This is a genomic window from Flavobacterium sp. (genome assembly GCF_043720215.1).
Lineage (GTDB): Bacteria > Bacteroidota > Bacteroidia > Flavobacteriales > Flavobacteriaceae > Flavobacterium.
This window is the reverse complement of the sequence record NZ_JAYSSZ010000234.1, coordinates 1-2,982: the sequence shown is the minus strand read 5'-3', so window position 1 is coordinate 2,982 and position 2,982 is coordinate 1. Positions and strand designations below refer to the sequence as shown.

Annotated in this window: 2 protein-coding genes and 1 pseudogene; 2 read left to right on the top strand and 1 reads right to left on the bottom strand. The window is 34.7% G+C overall.

Features of this window, described 5'->3' with window-relative positions:
- Window positions 1–719 (bottom strand): NAD-dependent epimerase/dehydratase family protein (locus ACHZC3_RS10495; protein WP_394759813.1); only part of this gene is annotated, 719 nt, incomplete at its 3' end.
- Window positions 720–839: 120 nt separating this feature from the next.
- Between ACHZC3_RS10495 and ACHZC3_RS10490 the strand changes: the two genes are divergently transcribed.
- Together ACHZC3_RS10490 and ACHZC3_RS10485 are read left to right on the top strand one after the other, a co-directional pair.
- Complete coding sequence (locus ACHZC3_RS10490) at window positions 840–1,469, top strand: hypothetical protein (protein ID WP_394759812.1); 630 nt, start codon at window positions 840–842, stop codon at window positions 1,467–1,469.
- A gap of 61 nt (window positions 1,470–1,530) precedes the next feature.
- Window positions 1,531–2,982: pseudogene (locus ACHZC3_RS10485) on the top strand (hypothetical protein); the annotation flags it as partial.

Sequence of the window (2,982 nt, the reverse complement as noted above, 5' to 3'; positions counted from 1 at the left end):
TAGGAAGAACGAATTTTTACCATCTCAGATGGAACTTGCATAATACTCACAGTAGCTTTTATGGCATCGTCCATGTACATCATAGGCAAACCCGTATTTTCGGACAAGAACGAAGTAAATTTTCCATTGGTAATCGCTTTGTGGTAAATATCTACTGCATAATCGGTCGTTCCGCCACCAGGTGGCGTACTCCAACTAATAAGTCCAGGATATCTAATACTTCGAACATCAACTCCGTATTGTTTGTGGTAATATTCGCACCAGCGTTCTCCAGTTTGTTTGCTAATTCCGTAAACCGTACTTGGTTCCATAATCGTGTATTGTGGCGTATTTTCTCTTGGCGTTGTTGGTCCAAAAACCGCAATACTAGAAGGCCAAAATATTTTTTTTATTTTTCCAGCTTTTGCTAAATTCAAAACATGAAAAAGCGAATTCATATTCAAATCCCAAGCAAAAGCAGGGTTTTTTTCGGCTGTTGCCGATAGTAATGCCGCCATCAAATACACATCGGTAATCTGATATTTCTCTAATAAGTGTTCAATCTGATTGTAATCTAAGGCATTTACCACTTCAAAAATCCCTTCGTTTACAATATCAGTATTTAGTTTTCTAATATCGGAAGCAATCACATTGTCTTTACCGTAAATTGTTCGCAATTTGTTTGTTAGCTCGGTTCCTATTTGTCCGCAAGCACCTATAATTAATATTTTTGTGTCCATTTTTGTTGTGTTGGATTACAAATATAACGATTTCGTAAAATATAGCGTTAACATCTTTAACACTTTGGTTAACCAAAAACCAAAAATAACTACATTTGCTTTTTAGTTAAAATTTCTAGTATGAAACCCATTGTCTCATTGTTTTTGTTTTTGATCATTTTGTTTGGTTCCTGCAAGGACGATGGCCAAACGCGTAAACTTCAAGTCGCCAAAGCTTTAAAAGAAAAAGAATTGGTTTTTAGCACTATTAACAAAACATGGAATTTTGCGCCAAGAACCTTAACTCCCGAATCTCAGACTATTGCAAATGACTGGAACGATTGGCGTTTGTTTATGGTAGAATTACATCAAAAACCGAAAGGAACGATTGGTGCTTTTCAGCGAAAAACAAAAAGCTTGGTTCAAAAAGTTGATGTTTTAAACAATACCATTCCTGCCAGAATTAATAAACCGCAAATAAAAAGTAGGTTGACAGCAATAATTACAAAAGTAAAAGTATTGCATACATTTATAAATTTAGATAGAATACCCGAAAAAAAAGTGGTTACCCTAATTACTGATTTGAATGTTGAAGTAAATGCACTTCAGGATCAAATAGAAGAAATTGTTCGACGTAGTCATATTCAGAAAGAAGAAGGCGAGCAGGAAATGTTAAATTCAGTTGGAGGAGTACAAGACACAACAAACAATCAGCAAATTCAGCAAACGAATGTGCCTCAAGAAATAAAGGAATTTGAAATTATAAAATAAGTTTTATAATTATATTGAAAATCAACAATCTATAACTAGATTTGCCCAAAATTTACGAATTATGACTAAAAATTACCTTACTATATCCTTCCGATTATTTTCATTGTTATTGATGTTTTTGGCATCAAATAGTATACAAGCTCAAACCACAACGTGGGCAGGTTCTTGGGATAATGGCGAACCTGACAGCACTAAAGATGTGTTTTTTACTTCAAGCTACACATCAACGGCCGATATTATTGCGAAATCAGTTTCTGTGTCAAACGATGCTGTTGTAACTATTGTTGGTGGGCTTACACCTCACACACTTACTGTCGAAAATAATATATCAGTAACTGGAGCGCTTTCTAGATTAATTTTAGAAAACAATTCGAGTCTAGTTCAAATAAACCCATCAGCGGTTAACAGTGGGAATATTAATTACAAAAGGGATTCAACACCCATGAAGTTTTTTGAATACACTTATTGGTCATCACCTGTAGCATTGCAAACTCTAGTAGGTTTTTCTCCATTAACAAGTCCTAGTAGATACCACTCGTTTAATACCACAACAAATACGTGGGTAAATGAGACCCCAACAAACACAATGCTATCTGGAAGTGGATACGCTATTAGATCTCCTGATAATTTTACAGCAGTAGCCCAAGTTTTTAATGGAGAATTTATTGGAACACCCAATAATGGAAATGTATCAACGAGTGTAATTGCATTTAATCCCGGATTATTGAATTATAATTTGATAGGAAATCCCTATCCATCTGCAATAAGTGTCATTAGTTTATTGGATAATTCTAATTTAGGAACCCTGTACTTTTGGACACACAATACAGCAATTGCAGGCAATGATTTTACAACTAACGACTATGCTATCAGAACAAGAACAACTGGAACAGCAGCTGTTTCAGGAGGAAGCGCTCCAGGATTGTATATCGCCGCAGGTCAAGGATTTTTTGCTTCGGCAGCGACAACAACGACTTTAACATATACAAATAGCATGAGAATTTCAAATAACAATTCTCAGTTTTATAAAAATACACAAGCCATTCCTTTAAATTATTATATTCATTTAAACCTAACAAATACCTTAGGCGCTTTTAAACAAATTGCTTTTGGATATGAAGAAGGTGCAACAAACGGATATGATTTTGGTACCGACGCATTGGCATCAACTGAGGGAGCAATTACCTTCTATTCATTAATTAGTCCGTATACTTTTGGTTTCGGAATTCAAGGGCGTACTTATCCTTGGAACATATATGACACCATCAATTTGGGTTTTAATGCGGCCATTGCTGGCGTTTATACGATTGCCATCGATCATGTAAATCCTTTTTTTGATGATAAAGACATTTTTATTGAAGACACAAATGACGGAACTTTTCACAATCTGAAAATAGGATCCTATACTTTTACAACAGCAGTTGGAACTTTCAATAATAGATTTAGAATACACTATGAGAATTTATTGTCAACCAACAATAATTTTACTATAAACGAAAACGCTGTTTTTATA